The 25228-nt window shown below is 35.2% G+C and carries 22 protein-coding genes and 12 tRNA genes; 31 read left to right on the top strand and 3 right to left on the bottom strand.

Annotated elements, in window-relative coordinates:
- The first annotated feature begins 49 nt into the window (after nt 1-49).
- From E2R53_RS13490 to E2R53_RS13420, 15 genes are all read left to right on the top strand, one after another.
- Nucleotides 50-125: transfer RNA gene (locus E2R53_RS13490), tRNA-Asp, on the top strand.
- A 24-nt stretch (nt 126-149) separates the two neighbouring features.
- Nucleotides 150-225 (top strand) — tRNA-Phe (locus tag E2R53_RS13485).
- A 22-nt stretch (nt 226-247) separates the two neighbouring features.
- Nucleotides 248-323: transfer RNA gene (locus tag E2R53_RS13480), tRNA-Thr, on the top strand.
- Nucleotides 324-333: 10 nt separating this feature from the next.
- Nucleotides 334-418 (top strand) — tRNA-Tyr (locus tag E2R53_RS13475).
- 18 nt (nt 419-436) lie between these two features.
- Nucleotides 437-510, top strand: a tRNA-Trp gene (locus tag E2R53_RS13470).
- 27 nt (nt 511-537) lie between these two features.
- Nucleotides 538-610, top strand: a tRNA-His gene (locus E2R53_RS13465).
- A gap of 35 nt (nt 611-645) precedes the next feature.
- A tRNA-Gln gene (locus E2R53_RS13460) sits at nt 646-720 on the top strand.
- Between the two features lie 59 nt (nt 721-779).
- A tRNA-Gly gene (locus tag E2R53_RS13455) sits at nt 780-854 on the top strand.
- 8 nt (nt 855-862) lie between these two features.
- Nucleotides 863-936, top strand: a tRNA-Cys gene (locus E2R53_RS13450).
- A gap of 19 nt (nt 937-955) precedes the next feature.
- Nucleotides 956-1044 (top strand) — tRNA-Leu (locus E2R53_RS13445).
- Between the two features lie 20 nt (nt 1045-1064).
- Nucleotides 1065-1145, top strand: a tRNA-Leu gene (locus tag E2R53_RS13440).
- Nucleotides 1146-1263: 118 nt separating this feature from the next.
- On the top strand, nt 1264-2190 hold the full coding sequence (locus E2R53_RS13435; protein ID WP_133312211.1) for a tyrosine-type recombinase/integrase: 927 nt from the start codon (nt 1264-1266) through the stop codon (nt 2188-2190).
- A gap of 157 nt (nt 2191-2347) precedes the next feature.
- Complete coding sequence (locus E2R53_RS13430; protein WP_165970984.1) at nt 2348-3100, top strand: replication initiator protein A; 753 nt, start codon at nt 2348-2350, stop codon at nt 3098-3100.
- 35 nt (nt 3101-3135) lie between these two features.
- A complete protein-coding gene (locus tag E2R53_RS13425) occupies nt 3136-3492 on the top strand; it encodes a MerR family transcriptional regulator (protein WP_165970983.1) in 357 nt (118 codons plus the stop codon).
- Between the two features lie 169 nt (nt 3493-3661).
- Entirely contained in the window at nt 3662-3886 is a 225-nt protein-coding gene (locus tag E2R53_RS13420) for a hypothetical protein (RefSeq protein WP_133312208.1), read from the top strand.
- Between the two features lie 84 nt (nt 3887-3970).
- Here E2R53_RS13420 and E2R53_RS13415 read toward each other — a convergent pair whose 3' ends face one another.
- Nucleotides 3971-5368, bottom strand: coding sequence for a metal-binding protein (locus E2R53_RS13415; protein ID WP_133312207.1), 1398 nt, complete (start codon nt 5366-5368; stop codon nt 3971-3973).
- Between the two features lie 385 nt (nt 5369-5753).
- Between E2R53_RS13415 and E2R53_RS23305 the strand changes: the two genes are divergently transcribed.
- The 10 genes from E2R53_RS23305 (at nt 5754) to E2R53_RS13370 (ending at nt 16200) form a co-directional block, all read left to right on the top strand.
- Complete coding sequence (locus tag E2R53_RS23305; RefSeq protein WP_165970982.1) at nt 5754-5930, top strand: hypothetical protein; 177 nt, start codon at nt 5754-5756, stop codon at nt 5928-5930.
- A 105-nt stretch (nt 5931-6035) separates the two neighbouring features.
- A complete protein-coding gene (locus tag E2R53_RS13410; protein WP_133312206.1) occupies nt 6036-7130 on the top strand; it encodes a hypothetical protein in 1095 nt (364 codons plus the stop codon).
- A gap of 566 nt (nt 7131-7696) precedes the next feature.
- The gene (locus E2R53_RS13405; RefSeq protein ID WP_286166180.1) at nt 7697-9253 is read left to right on the top strand and encodes a phage major capsid protein; all 1557 of its coding nucleotides are present in this window, start codon (nt 7697-7699) and stop codon (nt 9251-9253) included.
- A gap of 300 nt (nt 9254-9553) precedes the next feature.
- Nucleotides 9554-9778, top strand: a complete 225-nt coding sequence (locus E2R53_RS13400) for a hypothetical protein (RefSeq protein WP_133312204.1) — start codon at nt 9554-9556, stop codon at nt 9776-9778.
- Nucleotides 9779-10030: 252 nt separating this feature from the next.
- Entirely contained in the window at nt 10031-11251 is a 1221-nt protein-coding gene (gene avs1a / locus E2R53_RS13395) for an AVAST type 1 anti-phage system MBL fold metallo-hydrolase Avs1a (protein WP_133312203.1), read from the top strand.
- Nucleotides 11252-11264: 13 nt separating this feature from the next.
- Complete coding sequence (locus E2R53_RS13390) at nt 11265-12356, top strand: trypsin-like serine protease (protein WP_133312202.1); 1092 nt, start codon at nt 11265-11267, stop codon at nt 12354-12356.
- A complete protein-coding gene (locus E2R53_RS13385) occupies nt 12349-12828 on the top strand; it encodes an ABC-three component system middle component 2 (RefSeq protein WP_133312201.1) in 480 nt (159 codons plus the stop codon). The genes E2R53_RS13390 and E2R53_RS13385 overlap by 8 nt, the downstream gene beginning before the upstream one ends.
- On the top strand, nt 12821-14746 hold the full coding sequence (locus tag E2R53_RS13380) for an AAA family ATPase (protein ID WP_133312200.1): 1926 nt from the start codon (nt 12821-12823) through the stop codon (nt 14744-14746). The genes E2R53_RS13385 and E2R53_RS13380 overlap by 8 nt, the downstream gene beginning before the upstream one ends.
- 92 nt (nt 14747-14838) lie before the next feature.
- The gene (locus E2R53_RS13375; RefSeq protein WP_286166179.1) at nt 14839-15234 is read left to right on the top strand and encodes a hypothetical protein; all 396 of its coding nucleotides are present in this window, start codon (nt 14839-14841) and stop codon (nt 15232-15234) included.
- Nucleotides 15235-15684: 450 nt separating this feature from the next.
- Complete coding sequence (locus tag E2R53_RS13370; RefSeq protein WP_133312198.1) at nt 15685-16200, top strand: DUF6241 domain-containing protein; 516 nt, start codon at nt 15685-15687, stop codon at nt 16198-16200.
- Nucleotides 16201-16344: 144 nt separating this feature from the next.
- On the opposite strand, the gene E2R53_RS13365 is transcribed toward E2R53_RS13370, so the two are convergent.
- Nucleotides 16345-16590 (bottom strand): hypothetical protein, encoded by a 246-nt coding sequence (locus tag E2R53_RS13365; protein WP_133312197.1) that lies wholly within the window; start codon nt 16588-16590, stop codon nt 16345-16347.
- Nucleotides 16591-16909: 319 nt separating this feature from the next.
- Here E2R53_RS13365 and E2R53_RS13360 point away from each other — a divergent pair, with 319 nt between their 5' ends.
- The 6 genes from E2R53_RS13360 (at nt 16910) to E2R53_RS13335 (ending at nt 24400) form a co-directional block, all read left to right on the top strand.
- Nucleotides 16910-17851, top strand: a complete 942-nt coding sequence (locus tag E2R53_RS13360; RefSeq protein ID WP_133312196.1) for a carbohydrate ABC transporter permease — start codon at nt 16910-16912, stop codon at nt 17849-17851.
- A complete protein-coding gene (locus E2R53_RS13355) occupies nt 17851-18678 on the top strand; it encodes a carbohydrate ABC transporter permease (protein WP_133312195.1) in 828 nt (275 codons plus the stop codon). Before E2R53_RS13360 ends, E2R53_RS13355 begins: the two co-directional genes overlap by 1 nt.
- Before the next feature lie 82 nt (nt 18679-18760).
- Nucleotides 18761-20044 (top strand): ABC transporter substrate-binding protein, encoded by a 1284-nt coding sequence (locus E2R53_RS13350; protein ID WP_133312194.1) that lies wholly within the window; start codon nt 18761-18763, stop codon nt 20042-20044.
- A gap of 796 nt (nt 20045-20840) precedes the next feature.
- Nucleotides 20841-22652 (top strand): cache domain-containing sensor histidine kinase, encoded by a 1812-nt coding sequence (locus tag E2R53_RS13345; RefSeq protein ID WP_133312193.1) that lies wholly within the window; start codon nt 20841-20843, stop codon nt 22650-22652.
- Nucleotides 22633-24210 (top strand): response regulator transcription factor, encoded by a 1578-nt coding sequence (locus E2R53_RS13340; protein ID WP_133312192.1) that lies wholly within the window; start codon nt 22633-22635, stop codon nt 24208-24210. The genes E2R53_RS13345 and E2R53_RS13340 overlap by 20 nt, the downstream gene beginning before the upstream one ends.
- A 116-nt stretch (nt 24211-24326) precedes the next feature.
- Nucleotides 24327-24400: transfer RNA gene (locus tag E2R53_RS13335), tRNA-Gly, on the top strand.
- A gap of 115 nt (nt 24401-24515) precedes the next feature.
- Here the strand turns inward: E2R53_RS13335 and E2R53_RS13330 are convergent.
- Nucleotides 24516-25181, bottom strand: a complete 666-nt coding sequence (locus tag E2R53_RS13330; protein ID WP_133312300.1) for a B3/B4 domain-containing protein — start codon at nt 25179-25181, stop codon at nt 24516-24518.
- Nucleotides 25182-25228: the final 47 nt, after the last annotated feature.

Raw genomic sequence — 25228 nt, 5'->3', positions numbered from 1 at the left:
GCTCATAACCCGAAGGTCGCAGGTTCAAATCCTGTCCCCGCAACCAAATGGTCCCGTGGTGTAGCGGTTAACATGCCTGCCTGTCACGCAGGAGATCGCCGGTTCGATCCCGGTCGGGACCGCCATTCTTAATTAAAAAAGAATAAAATGGCTTGGTAGCTCAGTCGGTAGAGCAAAGGACTGAAAATCCTTGTGTCGGCGGTTCGATTCCGTCCCAAGCCACCATTTTTACTTCATACTATAAAATGCCGGTGTAGCTCAATTGGTAGAGCAACTGACTTGTAATCAGTAGGTTGGGGGTTCAAGTCCTCTTGCCGGCACCACTTACAGTGTGGAGGGGTAGCGAAGTGGCTAAACGCGGCGGACTGTAAATCCGCTCCCTCCGGGTTCGGCGGTTCGAATCCGTCCCCCTCCACCATTTTCATAAAAAGAATATAGGGGTATAGTTTAAAGGTAGAACAGAGGTCTCCAAAACCTCCGGTGTGGGTTCGAGTCCTACTACCCCTGCCAATTTAATTAATCTTATATAGTATAATGGCGGTTGTGGCGAAGTGGTTAACGCACCAGATTGTGGCTCTGGCATTCGTGGGTTCGATTCCCATCAGTCGCCCCTTTTTTTACTTAATAGGGTTTTTATTTTTGTATTGGGCTATAGCCAAGCGGTAAGGCAACGGACTTTGACTCCGTCATGCGCTGGTTCGAATCCAGCTAGCCCAGCCATTTTTCATTATGAGTCATCTTTGTGCAGCTATTGCATAAAATACATTACAAAGCGATTTGCGGAAGTAGTTCAGTGGTAGAACACCACCTTGCCAAGGTGGGGGTCGCGGGTTCGAATCCCGTCTTCCGCTCCAATAGTTGAGGCGGCATAGCCAAGTGGTAAGGCAGAGGTCTGCAAAACCTTTATCCCCGGTTCAAATCCGGGTGTCGCCTCCAATTTTTATTTATCACCCTTGCCGGGGTGGCGGAACTGGCAGACGCACAGGACTTAAAATCCTGCGGTAGGTGACTACCGTACCGGTTCGATTCCGGTCCTCGGCACCATATCCATCACAATTTCATTTGCCGGTGTGGCGGAATTGGCAGACGCGCACGACTCAAAATCGTGTTCCTCTGGAGTGTCGGTTCGACCCCGACCACCGGTATCAAAGATCTATAGAAATCAAGACTTCAACGATTATGTTGAGGTCTTTTTTTGTTTTAATTACACGACATAAATAATTCAAAATCGTGTGCGTGGAATCGTGTGCGTAGGAGGTTGTGGTGGGAAGAAGAGGAAAACTTACAAATGAAGAATTACTAATGCTTAAGAAAAAAATAACAGATGATGAAGCTTTTGAAATCTTCTTTAGAGATTGTTATTTAAGAAACTTGAGACCAGCTACCATTGAGTATTATAAAAATGAATTCCATGCAGCGAAGAAAATTATTAATAAGCAACTAGTTGATTGTCTGCAAATTGATATTGAAACATTCATTTTGCAAAGCAAACAACTCATGAAGGTAACTAGTATTAATACTCGTTTGAGAGCTCTAAGATCTTTTTACAATTTTCTATCTAAAAACAAGCATATTGATGAAAATCCAATGAGAAATATTAAGCTGCTAAGAGACAGACAAAAGACAATTGAAACCTTAGATAATAAAGAGATTGAAACATTGTTAAAGACGATTAGAAAGCAAAATTCGTTCATTGGCTTTAGGGATGAAGTAATACTATTAATATTATTAGATACAGGAGTTCGCTTATCTGAGTTAGTAGGAATAGAAGTAAATGATGTAATGGAGAATTCAATTATTGTTAGAAAAACTAAAAATTTATTTGAAAGAACAGTTTACTTATCTGATACTACTGTTGAGCAATTGAATAGATACATTAAGATCAGAGGAAATGTAGAAACAGATAAACTTTTTATTACTCAAGATAATGGAGAGTTGAAGCCTCATAGTATACAAACGAGGTTTACGAAGTATGGGAAGGATGCTCGAATAACTAAACGTGTAAGTCCACATACCTTTAGACATACAATGGCAAAACGAATGATTGTAGCAGGAATTGATGCATTTAGTCTTATGGCAATCTTGGGTCATCAGGACATAGCAATAACAAAGAAGTATGTAAACTTATGGGGATCTGATATTGAAAGGAAACATAGGGAGTATGGAGCATTAAGAGGAATTAAATTATAAAAGTGTACGAACTTGTGTTCGTGTTATAAAATTAATAAAAGAGATGGTATATGAGTTTGCGGCTCTACCATCTCTTAATAAGAACCGACAAGATGACAGTCTTGTCTACTTCAAATAGTAGTAAATGATTGTTGTCTTGTCAAGAAAGGGACAACTAATGAGGTACTATACTTCTCAACAAAAAGATAATTTAATTTATGTCCAAGCTCCAAAAGTTTTATTATATGGAGGTGAATATAAAGATATGATGCCTCAAGCCAAACTCCTCTACATAGCCTTAATTGATAAACTACAGTTAAGTATGGTAAATGAGTGGAAAGATGAACATGATCGATATTACGTTATTATGTCTATTGAAAGCGGTGCAGAGCTCTTAGGATTTAGTCATTCTACATTTAGAAGATGTAAAACAGAATTGATACGACGTAAATTGATTGGTGAAAAAAGGATGGGATTGAATAAACCCAATCGTATTTATGTAGGTAGATTAAATTATGATGAAAATGATACTTTCACACCAAGCGGTGAAAGGAGTGTTCAAAATGAGCAATCAGGAATGCTCAATGAGAGCACACATGAATGTCAAATGCGAGCATCTATTAATAATAAGAATATTAAAAATGAGATAATTAATAATGAGAATATATTTGTTAACAAAGACTCGGTTAACAATGAAGATACAATCAATAAATTATTTACTGAATATCGATTGAAAGGACTGAGCAAAGAAGTATGCTTTAGGGTCTTGGATGAAGTGAATAGGAATCCAGACGTTGAAAACTTTGGAGCATACCTTAGAACTTGTTTGGAAAATACATTATACAAAAGCAATATGAAGAGAGGGAATATTGATTTTTCTGAACGATTTGGAAAACTGAAAATTCCTTTATATAACTGGTTAGAAGATTAATGATATAATGAATGTATATTTTTAGGAGGTTCAATATGAGAATAAATGAGGTAGCTGCTATCCTTGGTGTAACTTCTTCAGCAGTAAAAAAGTATTATCTCCTATTTGAAAAGAATAATTATAAGTTCACTAGAAGCAAGCAGGGGTATTTGGTTTTTTCTGAATATGAAATTGAGTTATTTAGAAAGCTAATCTATTTAAAGAATGAGCCAGGAAATACTGTGGAAAAGTCAGTAGAAATTTTACTGAATAAGGAGCCACAAGTGAACAAAGAGCTTGATTTAAAGCAATTAATGATTCAACATGGAATACAGCTAAATATTATTTTAGATAGTATTAAAGAAATTGATAATAAGATTAAGAAATTAAATAAAAAAGTAGATAAGCTATAAGCGTTAATTGATAAGAAATTCAAGAAGGTTAGATAACGAGGTAATGGGATATCCACGGATAGCCTTCAGAAGCTCTAGATTGACCCAGATTACACAGGAATAAGTTGGATAATAAATATATTATCTAGCTTAATTTTATATTTAAATTAAAAATTGGAGATGATTTAAAATGACTGCAGAAAAATTATTCCAAATGATTAAGGAATTAGAGAATGGTGAGCGTTGGAAGCTATTAGATATGATGTATGACGAGTATTATAATGTTAGAAGTAATCCAAACATGGAAGAGCGACTTTCTAACATAGAGAAGGATGTAGAGTTCCTTTCGGGAAAAATTGGAATACATGATATGTACTTCAATCGAATTCATAAAGAAGAAGGAGATCGAGCATAATGCTCGGTCTTTTTTAATTTCATTCGTTACATAAAATCAATAATTTATTAACAAAACAAAAGGGACACTTTAGCCCCTTTTAGTTTACCTGTTTCTATTATGTTGACGAGATTTTTTTGATATTTTCTTTTTGTTTTTGACTTTAGTAGAACGTTTTTTGTTTTTAACTTGATAATAATTAGCATTATTTTCTGTAGACGAAGGATAGTAATCTTCTTTGGTTCTAGGAAACATACCTTGACTGACATAAATAGATTTACGGGTTTGATAAACAATTTCTGAAAGCCCGATACACGATCTCATTAACTGAAAACATTCAAGAACAAATTCTGTTAAATATAACCTTTCAGGAGTGCCTTTTTTATTTTCACCAGAGGGATAATAAGTTAACTCTTGAGTAATAACATCATAAGTATAACTTCTATGTCCTATTGCATTTCGCAATCTATTATCAACTTTGGAAACAAAAATTTTATCAAAGCTTTCTTCACCATTAATAAATTCTAATTTTCGTCCTTTATTTCGCATTTTCATGTAATCTTCAATGACTAGAATTTCTTTGATTACATTTTCTTTCATTTTTTTATAATCTGCTCGATGTTTTAAATTATTATAGGCAACGACTAAATTTAAAATATCACCTATATCCTCAAAAGTATCTATATAAAAATCCTTAATATCTTCAAAATCAACAGTTGTTAATCCTAAATTCTTCATTACTTCTTCTTTGTCTTTTTCTTCTGAATAAAAGTCTAATCCGTAAATTGGTATAAACATGTGGAATTTTTCAATAAACTTATTTAAAATACCTAATAATTTTTGTTCAAAGTCATTTAAATGACTTTCAAAGTGTTTTGCCAATAAAATTAATTGGTTACTATCGTTAATATTTCGAAACTCTTTAAATATATGGGTGGAAATTTCTTTAAAGTATTTATCTGCAAAAGTATTGGTAAACAAAAAATTTAAGACATGAACCGCTCTTAATAATTCTAGCTCGTTATCAGCAGGGAATTCGGTTTTACTTAGTAATTTATGAATTTCTTTAGGTAAGTATGTATGGTTTCCATTGAACCAAAGTTCATTAATTCGTTTTAAAGTCGGCCAGTCATTCTCAATATTATAAAGAAAGCGGTTTGTACTTTGTGTAAATTTTTCGAAGTTTTCTCCCATGTAGTGTATACCATTTTTGAGAAAAGGGGAGAAAAAAATATTTCTCTCTTTAGTAAATGGACTCATTTTGTCGGTTAAAAGTTCTCCAGAAACTTCAATTAAAAAATCAGGTTTTCCCATGTCTTCTAAAGGGGTTACATTATTTAATTTAATGGAGAGTCCTGGATTTAAAGACACGTTTCCGAATATTGAAATATGGCAATTACCACATTTAATTCTTACTGGATAATTATTTAACCAACCTAGCTGCACTTTTATACGAGTAATGCTATTACAAACATTACATTGAAAATCATTTGTAATTACCATTATATTCATCCTTTTATTATTACTCTATTTTTCGTTATATTTTAATAATACACTAACCAAATCCTTTAAAGGTTTTATAATAAATTAAAATTCTCATTTTATTATTAAGTAAGGTATCTTAGTTAGTTTGCATAAAACTCAGCTTATCGAAAGTTAGCGGTTTTTCAGATCATTGCTATTATTGACTTTCATAAGTACGGAATTCTGTACGGAAATATTAATTTTATACAAATGCTGATTTGATAGGCTTCATAGAGGTCTATCTTTTTTTATATAAATCTTTCTTTTATTTCAAATAATTACAATAGATGATTTACGTTTTAAAGAATACAGATATATATATATTAATTGTTCTTATACTTAAAAAAAGAAGGAGCATTCAAATATGAAAATAAAGAGAGTATTTAAAAGGTCGTTAGCAATGGAACTTGTAGGTCGAGGTCATAAGATTATTCGTATTGAAGAGAATAAACATAAATCTAATTTCTTAGTCTACTTATTTGAAGACTCTTTTACTTTAGCTGAAGATATTTATTTATCTAATAAAAAACAGTCACTGTAAAGTTACCTATATATATATTTATTATAATGGTAATTTTCACTTGACAATTTTTTCTAATTGAAACTAAATCATTCTAATAATTACATTTTGAAAGGACATTCTAATATGCTAGATCTTAAAACATATACAGAACAAGAGCTAGCTCTCGAACTAGGAATTGCAGCTAACTCTTTAAGAAGAACGTATAAAATTACTTTAAAAGATTATATACATAGCGATAGATACAAAGTTTCAAAAGGAATTTATGCTTACGATATAATCAATTATAAAGAAGTTCAAAAATCTGATTTCATAAAAGTCTGTGAGCAAGTTGCAGGACGTATAGTATCTTTTCCAAGAGAAAAAAACGCAGAAAAACTATTGAGATTTCTTTTTGAAGATGATCAAACAATATTGAGTAATGAAAAACTTGGCGAGAATATAAATATGGAGCGTCATACAGTTTCAAAATATATGAAACTTTTTCAGAAATATGGAATTCTTGAAAGTGAGAAAAAGAAGATTCCTTCAATTACTTTTGATGCTGAAACAGGCGAACTGTATTCAAAAGAAAAAGATTTTAATAAATATACTTACTATAAAGTACTAAATAGCCAAGATATCTTAGAAGAAATTAGTGAAGACGATTATCAAGAAATGATTGACTTCATTCATAAAATAAAGTCAGATTATGTTTCTGAGAATTTATTTTATTGTCATAGCGATGAAGCTATAAAAGCATTATATAAAAATGCGAAAATTGCAGCGCAACTTGAATGTAAAGAAGAATATGGTGCGCTTCCACGAAAAGCATTTACAAAGATTCCTAGTAAAAAAGCTTATGAACATTTTTCTAGCTATTTTGATATCCCAGTCAGAACTGAAAAAGACTACACTGATATAATTGATTTTTTAAATACTGAAGATGAAGACCCTATGAGACGTATATATCTAGAGCATACAGTTATTAGCTTCAACCATCATTCGGTAATTGGAAAGGATCCAGAACAAAGGGATTGGGATGATTTTCCTGACGATGAAGAAATATCAAGAGCAATTGAACTAGAGAAATTACATTCTGAAATTAATTACTTTAGTGTGCTGAGATTTAGTAATAAAAAACTGACTGATAGTCAGAGAAATGGTATTGATAAATTACTTTATGTATTGAGAAGCCGTGAGTCTGCATTAAATACTTGGAAAAAAGATGTAGCAGCTTAATTTATATATTTTTATATAAACTTACTTTAATTTCGTACAGAAACTACTACTTGGATATATATATAATAGAGAGAGTTGCACAACCATGCAATTTCTTCTCTGACTTCTTTTCGATTTTTAGAAGTTCTGTTAATTTGTGAATCGGTAGATCTTTCAAGCATGAGTACTTGAAGGTTTTACGTTTTTCTCAAGCTTTAAATTCATAAATAACCTCCTATTTTCAGTGAAACACAAAGAGCCGTACCTTTTTACGGTTAGTATCCAAGAAGGCGATCATTAATTTGATCGTCTTTTTTTTGCGATTTTTTAGTTGCAAGTTCATGCAAATTTATTAATAAAATCATAAAATCTGGCACTGCTTTTGCAGTGACTACTATAACTACCTTACAGAATAGTTAAGTCTCGTATTTTTTGCTTCTCCTGATAAGAGAAGTCGCTTTGAAAGCTTGGAAAACTTTCAAAACCCTGACGTATCTTCGGATACGTCTTTTTTTATTTAAATGGCCACTTTCAAAAATTGGGCGCTGATAGATTCAGCAATAAGAAACGAAAGGATGAAGATCTTCATGAAAAATATTGAGCTTAGAGTTCTGAATATGGAACTACGTTCAAACAAGAATGGAAGTATGACGGTATCAGGATATGTCAATAAGACCGAGCAACTAAGCAACGTCTTGGGTGTTGGAAAGAAATTTGTAGAAAAAATCGCAAAAGGTGCTTTCAACCGAGCAATACAGAATGCCACAAGAGACATTGATTTTCTTGCTGAGCATAAACAAGAAAAAATCTTGGCATCAACTCGAAATGAGTCTTTAACTCTTCGAGAAGATGAACAAGGTTTATGGATGGAAGCAACTATTGCTCCAACAACTTGGGGCAAGGACGCATATACATTGATTGATTCAAGAATCTATCAAAATATGTCATTTGGTTTCCGAACTATCAAAGACAGTTGGCGAAATCTTGAAGCCGGTCTTTATGAGCGAACTATTGAAGAGCTTGAACTCTTTGAAGTAAGCGTTGTAAAAGATCCGGCCTATTCTCAATCAACTATTGCAGCACGTGGAATGGACTTAGTTACAGAAGTTGATATTCCTGTATCAACAATAAAAAAAGAGGAGCAAAACAAAATGAAAACAGTACACAGATATGGAACTACTTACAAAAATGAAGCAGAGGAAAAACGAACTTTAGATAGCAAAGCTTTTAACGCATATGTTGCAGGTGAAGTTCAAGAAGCTCGTGATTTCAATCTTCAAACAACCGCAGGGGGTGGAGCTGTAATTCCAGAAACAGTTGCCGACATTATTGTTGAGAAGCTAGAAGAAAGTTCCCCAGTATTCGCTCGCGCTCGTAAGTTCCCATCAGTTCACGGAAGATTAAAGGTTGCTAGAGAAACATCAACAAGCGTCGGTGCTTTTGTAGGAGAAGGACAACCTCTTACTGAAGGTTTATTTGAACTAGGCTATGTAGAATTAGATCAAAAGAGAGTCGGCGCTCATATGGTGCTTACTAAGCAGTTGGTGAATGATGCAGCTATTAATATGGCTGAATACGTTCCTAACTTACTAGCAAAACGTACATTCAAGGCTGTAGAAAAATCAATAATTCGCGGCGCAGCTGCTGAAGAATTCAAAGGTATCGTTCCTAATGAAGAGATTAATAAGTTCACTTTGTCTAAGGCAGCTGATAATACAGATGTAAAACTGTTAGATAAGATGCTCGACATGGTAACATCAATTCATCCTGATTATCTACAAGGTTCAGCGTTTATTGTTTCAAGACCGTTCTTCAATAGACTCGCTATATTGAAGGACGGCGCAGGACATTTTTATATGCAAAACGGCACCGTAAACGGCCGCCTATCTTATACTTTCCTTGGTTTAAAATTAATCGTTACTAATTCTTTAGACGCTGGTGATACAGTTGGACAAGTTCCATGTGTCTTCGGAAATGTTGAAGCAGGATATGCAGTAATGGTTAAGAAAAATCCACAGATCCTTACAACTACTAATGATACTGAATCAGCGTTGCGTGGCGTACTCGGATTCGTATTTGATGCCTACATGGATGGAGCCGTTTATAATCCAGATGCATTATCAAAACTAACAATCGTTGCTTAACTATAAGCATTTATGTGAAATATTTTACAATATTGAGAGTTGTTAAATCGGCTCTCTTTTTCTTTTTATTCCAATACAACAGGAGGAATTTCTGTTCGGTGTACACATTATATATAGCGACTTTTCTTCTTCTATCATGGCAACTAAAATGTATGAAGTACAATTAAGGTATTTGCAGCATTAAAAGCTTATGAAGATTTAGTAGCACTAATCATGAAAAGATGCAGCACCTTCGGCAGATTGAATTAGAACATTAGCAGTATTAAACAGCAGATTAATTGCAGAAAGGATAGATGAAGTATGGATGAAAAGATTAGTTATTTAGAAGCAGTAAGAGAAGATATTGGAGAGAAAGCATTTAAGTTTTCTTTAGCGAAGATTGTGGTCAATAATTACATCGAAGTAATGAAGTCAAGGAACATGAAGCTAAGTAGAAGTTTAGTGCTATCAAAAGTTAACTTAATACTGACAACACATGGCAGTGAAAAAGTTTCGTATGGCTACCTCAGAAATGTTGGCTACTAAAAAATTTAGATTGGCTAAAACGACACCTCCTACCTCCGCGAAAAAAAACGATGACACGCTCGTAAATAACAGTGGGTGGTAACGGTTTTTTCAGGTACCAAAACGCTAAAACCCCGTAAAACTAGATAAAATTAAATTGTGACTATGTATTGTATACCTAGCGTACTATAATAGGAAATTGCTTTTTATAGTATTCTTAAAAACAAATGAAATTTATGGTAAAATTGGTATAAAAATAGAGGAGTCATGATTTTGTCTGATATTCGAATCGAGGCATACCCAGCTTTAGAAGGGGACTGCTTTTTAATAAGTATAGGGAAAAAAGAAAAAAAAAATATTCTAATTGATGGTGGTTTTGCAGAAACATATCATGATTACTTAAAACCTAAACTAATAAGTATGGCTGAAAATGGTGAAGAATTAAGTCTAGTTATTGTTACACATGTAGATTCAGATCATATAGAAGGTATTATAGAGCTTTTTAAAGAAAACGGATCGGCTGAGAACCCTTTAATTATTCCAATTAGTGAGGTCTGGCATAATAGTTACAGACATCTAAATTCAATAAAACAAAAAGGTGAGGAACTTAGTTCTAATGAAAAAGATATTCTTTCAGGAATAATTAGCCAGGGTTGTGTTGCTCAAAGCAAAAAGAATGATCCGAATAAAGATATTAGTGCAAAAGATGGATCCACGTTAGCGGCGTTGCTATATAGTGGAATGTACAATTGGAATAGTTTGTATGATGGTCAAGCAGTAAATTGTGATAAAAAAGGGTTAGTTTCACTGACCGAAGATATTAACCTTCGTTTGTTATCTCCTAATTCAGAGAGTTTGAAAAGATTAGAAAAATACTGGTTTAAGGAGTTAAGGAAAAAAAAGTATGACTTTAAGTTAACAGACAATAAACTATTTGATGATGCTTATGAGTTCTATTTACTCTCTCAAAATGATTCTCAACAAAATAATGAGAGCATAAATGTATCTTATAAGGATAAAAAAATGAGTCTCGACCAACTTTTAAGTAAAAAAATGAGCCATGATAACTCTCCCGCCAATGGTTCCTCTATTTCCTTTATCATTGAATATAAGGATAAAAAGCTTTTATTTTTAGCAGATTCCCATCCCAAAAGCATTCATAAAGAAATACAAAGTTTAATGGATAATTTTAATTACAATCCTTTTTTTGACATAATAAAAGTTTCACACCACGGTAGTCATAGAAATACTAGTGCGGACCTACTAAGTTTAATTGATTCTCCTTTTTATTTAATATCTACAAATGGGGAAAAGAATAATCACCCCAACCCTGAAACTATCGCTAGAATAATTTCTAGAAAAGGAATAGAGAGACATATAATATTTAATTATCCTGTTAATAATGAGCTTCTATCTAACGAAGAGCTAAGAACTGAATACAAGTTCTCTCTGGAATTTTCTGATGGATATCAAATTAAGGTAATTGATTTATAGAGGGGCTAATAAAATGATTAACAAAGTTGATTCTACATATGAAAAAGCAATAGGTAGGTTGATTTGTGGTGATGAAGAAAATGACAAAGCCACTGCTTTTCTTATTTCACCTAATAGAGCAGTTACAGCCAGACACGCTGTTGATGAGTATTATTTAGGAGGAAAGGAAATCCACCTAGAGTTTTTAAATATCCATAATGAACCAATTAAACGTAAGGCAAGTCCTATTGAGGTTTCCAAAATTCCAAATGCACCTATTACTGTTTTAGAACTGGATGAGCCTGTTCATTGTAATTTATATTTAAAATTCTGTAACTACGAAGTACAAAAGGATAATTTATATGAAACTTTTGGATACCCAGTGATTAAGTGGGGAATGGGTCATTGGACAAAGAGTAATGTATTAAGAAGAGTAACAAGTGACATGACTCGCCCATATGACTGGGATATTGATTTAAACTATGAATCAAATATAGAAGATTTCAGTGGTCTTTCAGGGGCACCACTATTTGTAAATAAGAATTTAGTAGGAGTTGTTTTAACTGAATCAAAAGCCAACGGCAAGGTAGTATCATTAGGTTCTATTAGCGTGCAAAGAATTGAAGATGTTTTAATACAATTAGAGATTCTAATTGATGAGCCTATACTGGATTTTAGTATGGACGAAATTTACGAATTAGATGAAAATTTGGATTTCTCTGAATCTATGTTTATTGTAAAGCTTGAGTCAGCAGAGATTTATGATCACGAGGATTGTCAGCAGGAATTTTTTAATGCGGAAATAGCAAAAAGCGCTATAGAAAGCAGGGGTATCTCTACTGAGATTAAAGATTTTATTATGTTAAAAGAAAACGTAAAGAGTATTTGGAAAACTCAACATCGGCCATATAAAGATGAGAAGGATGGAAACGAACTTTTAACAAAGGTTTACGAGAGAATTGAAAATTTAAATGACACAACTCTTAAGATTAGCCTTGATATCCCATTAATATCCAAAAAAGGAATTGTTCATCAATTATCTGATGAATGTAAGGTTGGGTGGGTAAAAAATTATAAGACTAGATTAAAAGACCACTTATTAGAAAGGAGTGGAGAAAATGATTGAAGAGTTGAATTTAGTCAACAGAGATATAATTTTAAATTCAACAAGATTACTCATATTAATATCTGAATTTGATTCAAAGAAATCTTTTAAAATGAATATAAATAGAATCATGTTATATGACTTTTTTATGAAGTTTCCTCGTACCATGCTACCAAATAAAGAAATTCAGGGGGATCAGAAGGATTTTAATGAATTTTATTCTTTCTTTCACTGGCAGCCAGATAGGGAAGAATATAACTTATATTTAAGGTACTTATTAAGTAAAAAATTAATTCAAAGAAAAATAGTGGATAACGATTTTTGCTTTAGAATTAATGAAATGGGTAAAGATGTTATAGAAAAGATGGAGAGTTCCTACGCAGTTGAGCTAGGCCGTGTTGCAATGTATATAAAAAAAGAATTGACTAAATTAAGTGATACTAAAGTTGAAAGTATGATTATCGAAAAAGTGGGAATGGTTAATTATGAGTAAAAAGATATTCTTAGAAAAATTAATATTAATTGGATTTCGGAAAAATTATGAAGTACTATTCAAAAAGGGTCTAAATTTTATTTCAGGTCCAATGTCAACTGGTAAATCCTCTATTGCAGAGATGATTAATTATGCTTTTGGAAGTGAAAAGCATAAAGCGTACATAGAAATAGGAAAAAGTTGTAAGGATGTGCAGTTGGACTTTTGGATTGGAGAAAAGAAATTCAAGATTGTCCGCCCCCTGTTTGATTTCAATAGGCCAGTTAAATTATTTCGATGGAATGAAGAAGGAGCAGATTTCGAAAAGAATTTTGATTTACTAGAGATTGATTCCCCAGCTAATAAGCAGTCACTATCAGCATTTTTATTAAATGAAATTGGACTACCAGATATAATCGTAGCTAATCAGAGTTTTAGTTTTAGAGATTTATTTAAATATTCTTATGTTAAACAGTCTATAATCGATTCTGAAAATTTACTGATGGAAAGAACCTCAGGCTCAAATTTAAAAAGAAAGCCTACATTTGAAATAATATTTAATATATATAACGAATTGTTAGGTGATTTAAAACAGCAATTGAAAGAGAAATTGAAACTTATTGAGTTTTTGAACAATAAAAGAGTTGGTGTGTATGAATTTTTAAAAGAAATGAATATGCTTAATGATAAAACTTTTCAAGAGGAAAAAGAGAGACTTAGAAAAATACTCTCAACTGAGACCAATAAACTTAGAGAAATAAAAGCTTCGGGAAAATACGACGAAAGTCTTACGATGGGGCTAGAAGGGGATATTAGTAGTCTAAAAGAAAAGATTAGTAATTTTGATACTGTTATTTTAGATAAAGAAAAGCACATAGATAAATTGCTTTTATTAAGAAATCAATATTCTAATGAAATTCAAAAGATTGAATTTATTTTAGAAGGATCACTAATCCTAAATAGTTACACTTTTGATTCATGTCCTTCTTGTTTAAACCCCATAAGTCCCAAAAGTGGATGTACATTATGTGGAAGTGAATTTAAAGATCTCTCAACAGAAGAGACGAAAGTTTTTAAAAGTGAACTTCTTCGATTAAAAAGAAAGCTTAATAACTTAATTATATTTATGGATCAACAAAGAGGAATTTTAATACAGGTTCAAGAAGAGAGAAAATTATCTAAAGACGAGTTGCATGTAAAACAACGTGAGTTAGATCACTTAATAAATCATTATATAAGTCCATACATTGAACAAATTCAACATATTAACTATGAAATTGGAAAAATCAATAACAGTCTTGATCAATTAGAAAAAAATTTAAGTGTGGTTAATCAATTTTCCAAGATTACTCAAGATATTCTTGAAGAAGAGAAGTTACGTGATAAATTAATAAAAAGAATTGATTCATTAGAAAAAGAGAAAATAACAAAAAAAGATGTAATACAAAACCTTTCTGAATTATTTTTTGAAATATTAGAGGAATTTTCGTTTCCAAAACTTAGTAATGCGTTTATAAGAGAGTCAAATTACTTACCTTATGTTAGGGGAGTAAAGTATGATGAATTAGGAAGTGGTGGAGCAATTACAATGACTACCATGGCCTATTTTCTTTCTATTGCTTTATTAAAGCTCAAAAATAAAAATCACTTAGGTCTATTAATAATTGATTCTCCACGGAAAAACCTGGGAGCAGATTCTAAAATCGATGATGAATTTAAAGACGAAGAAATATTTAATTCAATAATAAAATATTTTACTTCGCTAAAGGATAAAAACGATCCAGCTAAAACTGAAAATCCTGTAGAGGATATTCAATTAATTGTTATTACTAACGGTAATCCTGACTTTTTAAGTGAAGATGATTTAATCGTAAAATTTGATGGGAAAGGGACTAATGAACTACCTTATGGCTTAATTGATGATGTTGAACACCTTTAAAATAAATTAAACTATTTTAATAAAGCATAAAATATCAATTTTATTTACAAATCGATTCCCTTCGATATAAAGATATTGGAGGGGATTTTTTGTTGCCAACAAAAGAACAGCTAAAAAGACATTTAATAGATAAGATGACAAACCAAGATATTGCTGTAATTTACGAAACTTCTTTTCAAAAGATAATTCAACTTATTAAGAAGTTTGATCTGAATCCAAACTCGCTCAGAAAAGTAAATAATTTTATTGTTTATGAGCATTGGTTAGGTGAAGAAGTTGTGTATGTGGGAAGTGGTGTGTGGTATCGTTGTAGAAGATATACTAATAGAAGAAACGCAGAACATAAGCAGCTTATGCAAGATGGAATGATTACTTATAAAATTGTTGCTGAATATGATCAAGAAGAAGCAGCAAGACAGTATGAACATCAGCTAATTAAGAAATACAAAAAGTTAGGACAAGCAATTTTCAATAAACATACAAGGTAATCTTGACTTGACTGAACTTATGAACAGAGGCATAATAGTTCATAATCGTGTTCTTTAAAAAACACCTAAATTCAACTAATCATTGATATGATTGAGAATATATAGATTACCGTTCAGATTGGGACTCAAAATCGTGTTCCTCTGGAGTGTCGGTTCGACCCCGACCACCGGTATCACTGAACAGCATAAAACGTTTTTGTAACGAAGCTTCACACAAATATGTGTGAAGCTTTTTTAGTTTCAAAAATTCAAGGATTATCTTACTGGGGCATTAAAAATTGTATAAATCATATTTCTATCAATAAAGGCAGCGATAAATTTGTTGCTTTTTATGAGAAATTGAACAACACTTACATAAGTGGATATAGGCTAAATGGTCTAATTATGGGTCTATTATGGACTGGTTTAACAATATATACGAACAAATTTAAGAGAGAAGTGTGTTTTTAAATGAAGAAAACTATATTAATAACGATCGGTTCATTGTTTGTCTGTATTGCCATCTCTTTTTATGCTTTTGATTTTTCTGGAAAAGATTCTGTGGAAGTTGAAGAGAGCAATGGCCCCAAAGGCGGAAAAATAATTGAAATTGATGAGGTCAGAACAAAAACAATTGAAGAAGAATTTCCTATGAATTTGAGTGAAATATCTGTACAAGACGCCATACATGGCATGTCTCATCAGAAAATAAGAGCTAAAGATAAATGGGGGTTCATTCCTTTGACAGCTGAACGTGTAGAACGTTTGACAGCTGTTGTTGAGAGCAACATTAATGTATACAAACATGCAAATGTGTATTATGACATACTTAGTCGTTGGTCTAAGAATGATTTTTCAATGGTTGACGAAGATCACAATGCTATTTGGGAAATGCAAAATGGAAATATTGGAAAAGCTACTGGCATATTAAGTGTTGAACAGGAACGAGAATTTATCGAGAAGCATTTTGAAATTGTAAATCAATAAAAAAGTGAAAATACTAGATTAAAGTGCAATTCTAAAATGAATGCTAGTAGAAATGAGAGAAACGGCAATAAAAAGGCAGGGCAACTATTAGATACCCTACCGCCTAACTATTTTATTTCATTTCTTGAATTCTTGAAGTGTTAGTTAGCTCTCTTGAGGTTCTTCCTCATCTATTACAGCTTGAACTGCTGATTTTCCAGCTTCAATTTGTACAAGTCTCGCCTCTCTTAACGTATCTAATGCAAATGCTACATCCGCATTGTTAGTTAAAGTAGGATCTGCTGCTCTAGCTCTTTCAATAAGCTGTTCAGCGACTAAAAGTTCTCTTTGTGCACGAGTTGCTCTGATCTGAGAAACTTTTAGAAGAGCCTCTGCTTGCCTTGTAGGCATATTGATGTACCCCCTTTCATAAAAATATATTATAATTTATGATCCTCTATTAAAATCTCTTGGACAATTAATAAACAAAATAAAAATGTGTGATTATATTAGAGAACTAATAGAGGATTACCTATAACCGATTTAAAGCTTTTTCTATTTTATAAGATTCCAAAGACCGCCAAAGCGGTCTTTTTCCAATAGGACAAGATTTTGTACCAGAATCTAGTCAAAATAGTGCACCTTCTTAGTCAATTTAGTCTCCCTATATAAGTAAGCGCTACCATTATAATAAAAGAAAGCGATTACAATAAAAGGGGTGGTGATACGGTTGGAAACGAAAATTCAAACGAATCCGGTAAGCACGAAATCTCATTTGGAGGCAGTACCAAAAAAGAAATTTAAGTTTAAGAGCTTACTAACATACGCTGCCTTTGTTGGACCGGCACTTTTATTTTTCTTGGTTATTCAGATTTTTCCGTTCTTAATGGGTCTTTATTATTCATTTACTTCATGGAATGGAGTCAGCTCGGCTGTTGAGTGGGTTGGGATTGAGAATTATAAGAAGATCTTTACGAACGATCCGGCCTTTTTTAATTCCTTTATGTTTACGACGAAATTTATGTTTGCGGCTGTTATTATTAGTAACTTAATAGGTTTTGCGTTTGCATTGATTTTAAATGCTGCGCTTAAAACCAAGAACATATTGCGGACCGTGTTTTTTATTCCTAATGTTATCGGCGGATTGCTGCTCGGGTTTATCTGGCAGTTCATTTTTGTAAAAGGGTTTGCTTCGATCGGGAACATGACGGGCATCGAATTTTTCAAAATGCCTTGGCTTGGGGATGAAACGACAGCGTTCTGGGGGATTGTCATCGTGTTTGCATGGCAGACCAGCGGTTATATGATGGTCATCTATATTGCAGCGCTACAAGGAGTAGATAATTCATTGCTCGAGGCTGCGAAAATGGATGGAGCATCAAGCTTTACACTTTTAACAAAAATCATTATTCCGTTAATTTTACCGGCATTTACGATTTGTCTGTTCTTAACGATTTCGATGGCATTCAAGATCTTTGATCTGAATATTTCCCTTACAGGCGGAGGGCCATTTAATTCAACACAGTCTGTAGCGATTAATATTTATCAGGAAGCCTTCCAGAACAATCGTTATGGATTAGGTACAGCGAAGTCCATTCTGTTCTTTGTAGTAGTGGCAATCTTTACTACAGTTCAGGTTATGATGACGAAGAAGAGGGAGGTTGAGGCATAATGGGCAGCCGGTATACAAGCAGAACGTTTATATTAGAGCTGATAGCGATTGCCGTCGCGCTCATTTTCCTTATCCCGTTTTACTTCGTGCTGGTCAACTCAGTCAAGCCGTTTGCAGCAATCCTCATTGATGCAGCAGCTTGGCCGAAGGAATTCATGTTTTCTAACTATGCCAAGGTGTGGGAGATCATTAACTTCCCGCGCGCTTTCTGGAACTCCTTTGTGATTACCGTGTTCAGTAATATTGGTTTAGTTATCATCAGCTCGATGGCTGCGTGGAAAATGGTCCGCACGCCAGGGAAGTTCAGCAAGATATTATTCATTCTTTTCGTCGCTGCCATGGTCATCCCATTCCAGACGGTCATGATTCCGCTTATGAAGCTTGGCGGCACGCTCGGAATCACAAATAGTATTCCTGGCTTAATCATTATGTATTTTGGATTTGGTGTTCCGCTGTCGCTGTTCTTATATCACGGCTTCGTGAAAACAGTCCCTGTGGAGATTGAAGAATCAGCGAAAATTGACGGGTGCAGCGAGTTCGGAGTGTTTTGGAGAATCGTTTTCCCTCTTCTAAAACCGATTACTGTTACAGTCGTTATTTTGAACACGCTATGGATCTGGAATGATTATCTGCTTCCATTGCTTGTGCTTCAGGATGCAGAGCTGCGGACGATCCCGCTTGCAGCAAGCTCATTCTTTGCTCAATATACGAAGCAGTGGGATATGGGTCTAGCAGCTTTAGTGCTCGGTATTACACCGGTAGTAATCTTCTTCTTATTCTTGCAAAAGCACATTATCAAGGGCATTGCTTCAGGCTCAATCAAGTAGATATAAAGTTTCTGCATTCATTGGACGTAATGGGTGCAGAAAATTATATAATATTATAGTTATCAAGGAGGTCAAACCATTCATGAAACGCTTTCTGTTATTATGTATGTCTTTAGTATTCGTATTTGGTATTATGGCTGGCTGTTCTTCTAAAGAAACGGCTAAAGATGGTGAGTCAGGCGGAGATTCTAAGTCTGGTGATGAAGTAGTAACGCTTAATTTCTTCCAGTTCAAAGTTGAAATTGCGGATCAGCTTCAAGCGATGATTAAAGAATTCGAAGCTGAGCATCCAAACATTAAAGTTAAGCTTGAAACAGTGGGCGGAGGTGCCGATTACGGTGCAGCGCTTAAAGCAAAATTTGCTTCAGGTGAAGAGCCGGATATTTTCAACAACGGCGGATTTAAAGAATTAGAGCTTTGGAAAGAAAAGTTAGCTGATCTATCAGGCGAGCCATGGGTTGAGCATGTTCTTCCAATCGGTAAAGTGCCAATGACAGATGCAGACGGCAAGCTGTATGGTATGCCTGTAAACCTTGAAGGATACGGATTTGTTTACAACAAAGATTTATTTGAAAAAGCGGGGATTACAGAGCCGCCTAAAACAATTGACGAGTTAAAAGAAGCTGCGAAAAAGCTTGAAGCTAAAAAGATCACTCCATTCTCTGCAGGTTATGGCGAATGGTGGGTAATTGGACAGCATTTACTTAACATTCCATTTGCTCAGCAGGAAGATCCAGAAGCATTTATCGCTGGATTATATGATGGATCTGAGAAAATCGTTGGCAACAAGCAATTTAAAGAGTTCAAAGAAGTACTTGATACAGAGCTTAAATATGCAAATGATAACCCATTAACAACAGATTACAATACTCAAGTAACACTTTTTGCTTCTGGTGAAACAGCAATGCTTCAACAAGGAAACTGGACTGAGAACATGATCACTGAAATCAATCCTGAAATCAACATGGGCTTCCTTCCAATTCCAATCAGCAATGATGAAAGTGCAGGAAACCTTCCTGTAGGCGTTCCAAATAACTGGGTATTGAATAAAAACTCAGAACATCTTGAAGAAGCTAAAACATTCTTAGACTGGATGGTTTCTTCTGAAACTGGTAAACGCTACATCACAGAAGAATTTGCATTCATTCCAGCATTTGATAACATTGAGCCAGCAGGTCTTGGCGATCTGGGAACGTCAATCCTTGATTACTCTAAGGAAGAGAAAACAATTCCTTGGACTTGGTTCAAATGGCCGGATGGAGCAAATAAAGAATTCGCAGCTGCTATTCAGGAATACGCTGCAGGCAAAATTGATTATGATACATTGCTTGAGAGATTCCAATCTTCATGGGATAATTTGAAGTAATAGACTGATAGAAAGCACACCTGTTATGGGTGTGCTTTCTTTTCATATAGGCTGAATTTATGCACGAATAAATAGGTTTCGGCAGGGCTGGTCACTAAATTGGAGTGTTCAAGCGCGATTAAGTGTTGTAAAAAGAAGTTAGCAGCACGAACTGGAGCGTTCAAGAGCGATTAAGTGTTGTAAAAAGGAGTTAGCAGCACGAACTGGAGCGTTCAAGAGCGATTAAGTGTTGTAAAAAGGAGTTAGCAGCACGAACTAGAGTGTTCAAGAGCGATTAAGTGTTGTAAAAAGAAGTTAGCAGCACGAACTGGAGCGTTCAAGAGCGATTAAGTGTTGTAAAAAGGAGTTAGCAGCACGAACTAGAGTGTTCAAGAGCGATTAAGTGTTGTAAAAAGAAGTTAGCAGCACGAACTGGAGTGTTCAAGAGCGATTAAGTGTTGTAAAAAGAAGTTAGCAGCACGAACTAGAGTGTTCAAGAGCGATTAAGTGTTGTAAAAAGAAGTTAGCAGCACAAACCGGAGTGTTCAAGAGCAATTAGGCGTTGTAAAAAGAAGTTAGCAGCACGAACTGAAGTGTGTAAGAGCCAATTGGCCCATCAAAAGGCATGATGCAATGCTAACTCACTCAAAATTTGCTTCCACATACATATCATTTTAAGACTGCAATGTAATGATGCCATCCACTAAACCTCCTACTAACTCCAAAGGTATTTGCAGGAAGATTCCAAAAAGTTCTTTTAAGCCTATTAACCTAGTTATATACTAAAGAATAAGCGAGTCCCTGGAGGTCAGACCCCATGCTGAAGAGAAGCATCCGCAATAAGCTGATTGTTTTATTGATGATTACAACCATCGTGCCGTTCGGCAGTTCCATTTTAATAACGTACTTATATACGAAAGGGTCTCTTGAAGACCAGGTTGTCAAAGAAAGCAGCAACCTGCTGTACCAGGGGAAAATCAACCTGGAAAGCTACTTGAATGAGCTCAACGGGCTGACCCTCTCACTATACAATAACCCGGATTTCATTAATTATTTGAGATCGCCTGATGAAAAAAATGACTATCAAAATGTGGGCATTGTGAAAAATGTGATGCAGACGATTCTTTATACAGGGGATACGATCAACGAGGTAAAAATCTCCTATGCAAAAGATGACAGGGTGATTTCCGCAACGAAACGGTCGACCGTTGTATTTTCAACCAGCATTGAAGACAAAAAGAATGAGGCCTTCAACAGTGCTGAGCGCAGTCCCTACAACATGTATATCGAGCCTATATATGCAAGTCATGAAAACAGTGCGAGAAGAGGCAGAGACATTATCATGATGCACCGGGCCCTCACTAACGTTCCCGGAAGCGATGTTCTCGGCTACATTACCCTTGGAATCTCTCCCGATACGATTATTGACATGAGCAGAAACTTGTACAACCGTGAATCAGAGGAGTTTTTTCTGCTTTCATCAGAAGGGGAAATGATCTACAGTTCAAATGAAGAGATTACAGACCGTCAGAATGATCAGAAGTGGATTGAGAGTATCATGAAAGCAGACAGTACATCAGGAACTCTGGAGTGGAAAGAGAATTCATTTAATGGCGTGATGATGTATGACAGGTTATCTGATTCCTCTGGAGGCTGGATTCTAGTAAAACGAGTACCGTATCATATTCTGTATGACAGCGCCTACAGCGTAGCGAAAATTAACATTCTTTTTGGTGTCATCGGGTTATCGCTCGTCGTGCTGGCTGTCTTGTTTGTTTCGTTTAAAATTACGTCTCCGATCCGAATTCTTCTGCAGAATATCGAACAGGTCGAAAAAGGGAATATGAAGATTGCCTCCCAGTCTTTTGGATCGGATGAAATCGGCATACTCGGCTCCCGCTTTCAGCAGATGATTGAGCGGATTAATCAGCTGATTACAAGGGAATACAAGCTTGAGCTTGAAAACAAGACAAATCAGATCAAAGTGCTGCAGTCGCAGATCAATCCGCATTTTCTTTATAATGCCCTGCAGTCAATCGGGACGGTTGCTCTGAAAAACAAAGTTCCGCAAATCTATTCCTTGATTACTCACCTCTCCAAGATTATGAGATATGGGATGAACATGGAGGAGGATCTCGTTCCGCTGAGCAAAGAAATTACCTACACAAATGCTTTTCTTCTTTTGCAAAAAGAGCGGTTTGGCGACCATCTGCATTATCATGTCGAGGTTGAGCAAAACGTTCAGCATATTCTTGTCCCTAAAATGATTCTGCAGCCTATCATTGAAAACTACTTTAAGCATGGCTTTGATATCCGTGAAGGAATTGGAAGCATAGAGTTGAAGTGTTACAGGGATGAAAATGAGCTTGTGCTGAGAATAACCGACAACGGCTTTGGTGTGACACCGCAAAGGCTGAATGAGATTTACGAGCACTTTAGAGCGGATGCGCTGAATAAAAAAGGTCCGAAGACGAATATTGGACTGAAAAACGTCTATTCGCGGCTTAAGCTTTATTATGATCACAAAGCAAAGCTTTTTCTTGAAAATAAAGAGGAGGGCGGATTCATGGTCACCATGAGGCTGCCGGTCCAGCTGGAAGGTGAGAAAAATGAAGGCCATCATAATTGATGATGAAAAGCATGTGCGTGAAGGGCTCATGCTGCTCGCTGACTGGGAAAAGCATGGCATTGATACCATTATTGAAGCAGAAGACGGCGAAGAAGCTGCTGCGCTGATCACCGAGCACAGGCCGGAAATTATTTTTACAGATATGAGAATGCCGAGAAGGGATGGAATAAGTTTGTTAAAATGGCTACATTCCTCTGATTTTGGCAGCAAAACGATTGTGGTGAGCGGATATGATGATTTTGATTATATGCGAAATGCGATTGCGTATAAAAGCTTTGATTATATTCTTAAGCCGATTGAACCTGATGTTTTAAATGAAACTTTGGAACGGGCCGTTGCAGAATGGAAAGAGCAAGCCAGGTCAAGAACCTCTCAGGCTGAAGAAAGCCTTGTCATGAACGAAGTGAAGCCGCTCTATTGGGACAGGCTGCTGTCAGGTCTCTGTACAAAAAAAGAAAGATCCGAATCCGCGGAAAAGAAAATTGAAAAAGAATTTGGCATTTCCATGTCGCTTGCGGAAAAAACGGTTGCCATTCTACCTTTAAAATCAATTGTCATGAAATCATTCCAAGGTGATTATGAGCTTGCCTATTCGGCCCTGACGAACATCTGCAACGAAATAGTCAGAAAGCAGAATGACGGTGTTTGTTTCCGGAACATCAACAAGGAAGAAGAACTTGTTATTCTTTTTTGGAAGAATAAGAATGTGATGTACCTTGCAGAGCAGATCAGCTCATTCATCTATCAATCTCATAAAATTAATTGTATTCTTGCACTTGGAAAGAAATCGAATGACTTAAGCGAGGCTTACACATCTGCTGAGCAAGTATATATAAAACATCATTTATTGAGTCAGAAAAGGATTGTGACGGGTAAAGAGACTGATATAAAGCCGCTATTGCATCTGTTTGATTACTCAAACGAACTGAAGTGGTCGATTAAATCTGGAAGTGTGGCACAGGCAGAAAAACAGCTGGAGCAGATTTTCATAAAGCTGGTTAATGAACATACACTTTCATTAGAGCAGATTAAACTCTGGGAAAATCAATTTGATTTGCTGAGAAACAACTGGATGAAAGAATATGAGGTTCATCACCATCCTGTTTTTTATCAAGGCACGGATTATTGGAAGGAAGACGGTTCTTTTTCTTTTGAAAAATTTAAAGAAGAAAAGAAAAAAGAATTCAGCGAGCTTATTAAGCTTCTTTCCAATGTGAAATATCAGAAAGAAAAAAACAACATGCAGCAAATTGAAGAATACCTGCAGCAGCATTATCAGGAGGATATCAATCTCCAGGATATTGCCGACCGGTTTTTTCTGAGCCGCGAATACATTTCGAGGAAATTCAAACAGGATTATCATGCAACACTTACGGATTACCTGACAAATATCCGCATGGAGAAAGCCAAAAACCTGCTTGAGAATCCATATTTGAAAATATATGAAGTAGCCTATGGGGTAGGCTATCAAAATGAAAAGTACTTCAGTAAGGTATTTAAGAGACATGTTGGTCTTACACCAAATGAATACCGGCATTCCCTGACTTCTAAATCGTAATAGACGATGGAGAAAAAACAGGACTCCTGTTTTTTCTTTATCCTTATTTCGACAAAATGTGATGTTTCCGGTTGAAGACGGGTTCAATTTTTGCTATAATATCTTTATTACCTCTTGCGGGTGTAGTTTAATGGTAAAACTCTAGCCTTCCAAGCTAATGTCGTGGGTTCGATTCCCATCACCCGCTCCAATACATATACAACGCAGTGTTTCGTTTTTTGACAAACGGGGCATTGCGTTTTTTCATTTTAAAAAAAAGAAAAAATTCCTCCCTAGAACAGAGAGGAAATGCTATGTCTGATGAATTACTTAACTAACCTGTACTTTCCATCCCCGCCATGAATCTGAATGAACATTTTCGTTAATGATGATAACATTTCATCTGCATTTTCATGATCCATGCTTGGCTGGAGATAGATCAAGTGAAGCGCGTTTGTCGTTTTTTCTGTGACTGCGGTCCGCTTTGAGTCCACATAAGGGCCTCCAAAGGCACCTATGTCATCTGATGAAAGTATTTTGCCATTCATCGATACATCCCGTCCATTGATGGCCATATAAACATCCGCTTCATTTCCAACCTTGATTTCAATCTTCCCTGAAAGTTTATCCGCATCGTAAATGCCGAATGGGATTTGATGCTGCAGGGAGAAGAAGTTATTTAGATCGACTGCTGAATGGATAGGTTCAAGGTACTGCTGTTTTTGAATCCTGCGGTACAGCGCTTCGCTTGAAGGGCGATACCGGCCAGGATCTGTGCCAAGCTTTTTAAAAATGCTCCGCCATTCTCCAATCGGTTTAAGATCCTGTACTTTTTTGTCTTCCATTTCAAAGAAGATTGATTCCTGGAAGAGCCGCATTCTTCCTTTAAGCATTTGCGGGGATTCTGATACACTTATGGCTGTATACTCAATAACGCCCAATTTGAAATCAGGAAAATGCTGTTTGATTTCAGGGTTTATGGAAATTTCCATCATTTTATCCTCCACTTTTTAATGAACTTATTTTACCATATAAGATA

Source organism: Peribacillus frigoritolerans (assembly GCF_004358755.1).
In the GTDB taxonomy this organism is placed as follows: Bacteria; Bacillota; Bacilli; order Bacillales; family Bacillaceae; genus Bacillus_P.
This window is presented reverse-complemented; position numbering and strand designations above follow the sequence as displayed.

Coding starts and splice junctions, on each gene's coding strand:
- E2R53_RS13430 (WP_165970984.1), top strand. CDS start 2,348: ATGAGGTACTATACTTCTCAACAAAAAGATAATTTAATTTATGTCCAA.
- E2R53_RS13425 (WP_165970983.1), top strand. CDS start 3,136: ATGAGAATAAATGAGGTAGCTGCTATCCTTGGTGTAACTTCTTCAGCA.
- E2R53_RS13420 (WP_133312208.1), top strand. CDS start 3,662: ATGACTGCAGAAAAATTATTCCAAATGATTAAGGAATTAGAGAATGGT.
- E2R53_RS13415 (WP_133312207.1), bottom strand. CDS start 5,368: ATGGTAATTACAAATGATTTTCAATGTAATGTTTGTAATAGCATTACT.
- E2R53_RS23305 (WP_165970982.1), top strand. CDS start 5,754: ATGAAAATAAAGAGAGTATTTAAAAGGTCGTTAGCAATGGAACTTGTA.
- E2R53_RS13410 (WP_133312206.1), top strand. CDS start 6,036: ATGCTAGATCTTAAAACATATACAGAACAAGAGCTAGCTCTCGAACTA.
- E2R53_RS13405 (WP_286166180.1), top strand. CDS start 7,697: ATGAAAAATATTGAGCTTAGAGTTCTGAATATGGAACTACGTTCAAAC.
- E2R53_RS13400 (WP_133312204.1), top strand. CDS start 9,554: ATGGATGAAAAGATTAGTTATTTAGAAGCAGTAAGAGAAGATATTGGA.
- E2R53_RS13390 (WP_133312202.1), top strand. CDS start 11,265: ATGATTAACAAAGTTGATTCTACATATGAAAAAGCAATAGGTAGGTTG.
- E2R53_RS13385 (WP_133312201.1), top strand. CDS start 12,349: ATGATTGAAGAGTTGAATTTAGTCAACAGAGATATAATTTTAAATTCA.
- E2R53_RS13380 (WP_133312200.1), top strand. CDS start 12,821: ATGAGTAAAAAGATATTCTTAGAAAAATTAATATTAATTGGATTTCGG.
- E2R53_RS13370 (WP_133312198.1), top strand. CDS start 15,685: ATGAAGAAAACTATATTAATAACGATCGGTTCATTGTTTGTCTGTATT.
- E2R53_RS13365 (WP_133312197.1), bottom strand. CDS start 16,590: ATGCCTACAAGGCAAGCAGAGGCTCTTCTAAAAGTTTCTCAGATCAGA.
- E2R53_RS13355 (WP_133312195.1), top strand. CDS start 17,851: ATGGGCAGCCGGTATACAAGCAGAACGTTTATATTAGAGCTGATAGCG.
- E2R53_RS13350 (WP_133312194.1), top strand. CDS start 18,761: ATGAAACGCTTTCTGTTATTATGTATGTCTTTAGTATTCGTATTTGGT.
- E2R53_RS13345 (WP_133312193.1), top strand. CDS start 20,841: ATGCTGAAGAGAAGCATCCGCAATAAGCTGATTGTTTTATTGATGATT.
- E2R53_RS13340 (WP_133312192.1), top strand. CDS start 22,633: ATGAAGGCCATCATAATTGATGATGAAAAGCATGTGCGTGAAGGGCTC.
- E2R53_RS13330 (WP_133312300.1), bottom strand. CDS start 25,181: ATGGAAATTTCCATAAACCCTGAAATCAAACAGCATTTTCCTGATTTC.